2 protein-coding genes and 1 pseudogene are annotated in these 2,264 nt (G+C 58.4%); all 3 read left to right on the forward strand.

The window, feature by feature from the left end; translation table 11 throughout:
- Nucleotides 1-1,049, forward strand: a 1,049-nt coding sequence (locus ACILSL_RS27645; RefSeq protein ID WP_395735296.1) for an EndoU domain-containing protein, incomplete at its 5' end; no start/stop codon positions are given.
- A 25-nt stretch (nucleotides 1,050-1,074) separates the two neighbouring features.
- Complete coding sequence (locus ACILSL_RS27650; RefSeq protein WP_395735297.1) at nucleotides 1,075-1,458, forward strand: hypothetical protein; 384 nt, start codon at nucleotides 1,075-1,077, stop codon at nucleotides 1,456-1,458.
- A 243-nt stretch (nucleotides 1,459-1,701) separates the two neighbouring features.
- Nucleotides 1,702-2,264: pseudogene (locus ACILSL_RS27655) on the forward strand (hypothetical protein); the annotation flags it as partial.

The raw sequence follows: 2,264 nt of genomic DNA on the forward strand, positions 1-2,264 counted from the left end.
CCGGCACTACCACCTCCACGGCCAGCTCCGGCGGCACCACCACCCCTTCCATAGGCAGAGGAAGCGGCACCCACACCACCAACGGCGTCACTGCCCCGCCTGTCGGCCACGGCAATCTGATACCAGAAGACACCACACACCCCGAGCACATCGACCTGGCAAACCGGCGGACGGAGAACCTGGAAGAAGTCGCGCGCAAGCGCCCCCTTAACCCTCATGAGCAGGAAGTCTATGACAACGCCCGCCGCGTCCGCGACCGCAACAGCCCTGCGACTCCGGGCAGCCGCAACACCGGCAACCCTGACGACCTCGCTATGTCCGGAGACGAAGACGCGCTCGTCCCCGTCACTCCAGATGGCGAAGACGCCACGCTCGATGCGGCGGCAGACTCTCCGCCTGCCTCACCACCAGCCCAACCCGCAAATGCCGTAGGCACGACGATTAGCAGACCGGGCGCGGCGAATCCGGATACTCCCATGGCATCGGCAGGCTCATCCACACCCCCGCCCAATGCGCCTCCTCCCAATGCGCCTCCTCCCAATGCGCCTCCTCCCAATGCGCCTCCTCCCAATGTGCCTCCTCCCAATGTGCCTCCTCCCAATGTGCCTCCTCCCAATGTGCCTCCTCCCAATGCGGCCGCCTATCCCCCCATTGATCACGACCACATCATTAAGGCCGATTTCAACAAAGATGGTGCCCCCACTGGAGGACACAGCTTGGTTAACAATGACGTTAGAATAATTCCTGGCACAGCAAGTAGAACCAACCCGCAGGGGGTTTACGAAGCTCGTGTTGAAATGCAGAATGCCAGCGGTGGATGGCAAGCAAAACTCTCAAACAATGGTTGGAATACAATGTTTCCTCAAAATTGGTCAGAACATCAAATTAAAACTGAAGTCGAAGCCGCGTGGAATAGTTCGATGAAAACCATTTCGCCCAATGGAAAAAAATGGAGGTCCGTCACTCCGTCTGGAGTAGTAGTTGAGGGGTACATCAATCCTCATACTCCAAACAAACCTGGTAGAATAACTGCATATCCAATTTATTAATTTAGGCATCACTATGAAAATGCTCATGCATGACATCGAAGGCTGGGGATCCGAAGTAGTTGCTATCGGCCACGAACTGGAAGAGAACAATCCTTACAATATGGTTCTTGGAGAAATGCTGTCTTTTGAATTGAAATATCCGAGACACTGCGAATCTCTTTTGCAAGCCGCAGACAGAGTCGAACACCAGGGCGGTGATGCACGCGAAGTGCTGCACGACAAGGCTTGGAGAGTAGTGATTCGTCCCACTGAGGTTGCAATCGAATACGAGTTCGATGACATGGGCGATGAATGGAAGGCTGTATTCCCTCTCGGCCAAGTTCGCCGAGCGGTGAGAGGCTGGATGAAATTCCTTCAAATGCCTAAGTCTCCCGAACGCCGTTTAATTGTGGATCTGGATGCGGATTGATGTGGAAAATGGATAAAAAAGACGCCAAGCCTTGTGCGAGTCACTCGGATCACCGCATTGACTGACAAACGCTTAGTAAAGGCACAAGCTGCAGTCGTTAGCGCGTGATGGGGCTCTGCCCGCTCACCCAGCCAGCCCTATCAAAGCTGGCAAGCCCACCCACCAAAGCCCGGCTCCGCTCCTTCTGCACAGGCCGGAATACCAGAGAATACCACCCAAAGCCCCGCCGATGCACCGCCTGGCATGCAGCCATCCAAAGAGGCGGCATCCGCAGGTCCAGTCATGACGCTGGACAACGCCCCCCAGGTGCTTGGCGACATCGAACGCCTCAAGGCCAAGGAGAAAAACGGCGGGCTCACCAAGGACGAGCAGATCAGCCTGCACCATGCCGAAACCCTCCTCGCCCGTGCCCAGGTCACCAATCTGGAGACCAAGCAGAAAGCCCTCAGCAAACTGCCCACGCCCCGTGATCTTCATTCCACCGAGCTCGACGCGCTGGCAAAAGCCAAAGCCATGCTGGCAAGACCCTGGCCCGGCACAGCCCCCGCCAGCACCAGCCAGTCCAGCAGCGACAGCCTCCCGCCTGGAGACACCTCCACCACCCACGGCGTCACGCCGCCTGCGGGCATCGCCACCAGCGGTCATAGCGGCACCGGAGACACCTCGGGCACGACAGCCACCGGCAGCGCCACCTCCACGGCCAGCTCCGGCGGCACCACCACCCCTTCCACAGGCAGCGGAAGCGGCACCCACACCACCAACGGCGTCACAGCCCCGCCCATCGGCCACGGCAATCTGATACCAGA

Source organism: Prosthecobacter sp., from assembly GCF_044222345.1.
GTDB lineage: Bacteria > Verrucomicrobiota > Verrucomicrobiia > Verrucomicrobiales > Verrucomicrobiaceae > Prosthecobacter.

Coding starts and splice junctions, on each gene's coding strand:
- ACILSL_RS27650 (WP_395735297.1), top strand. CDS start 1,075: ATGCATGACATCGAAGGCTGGGGATCCGAAGTAGTTGCTATCGGCCAC.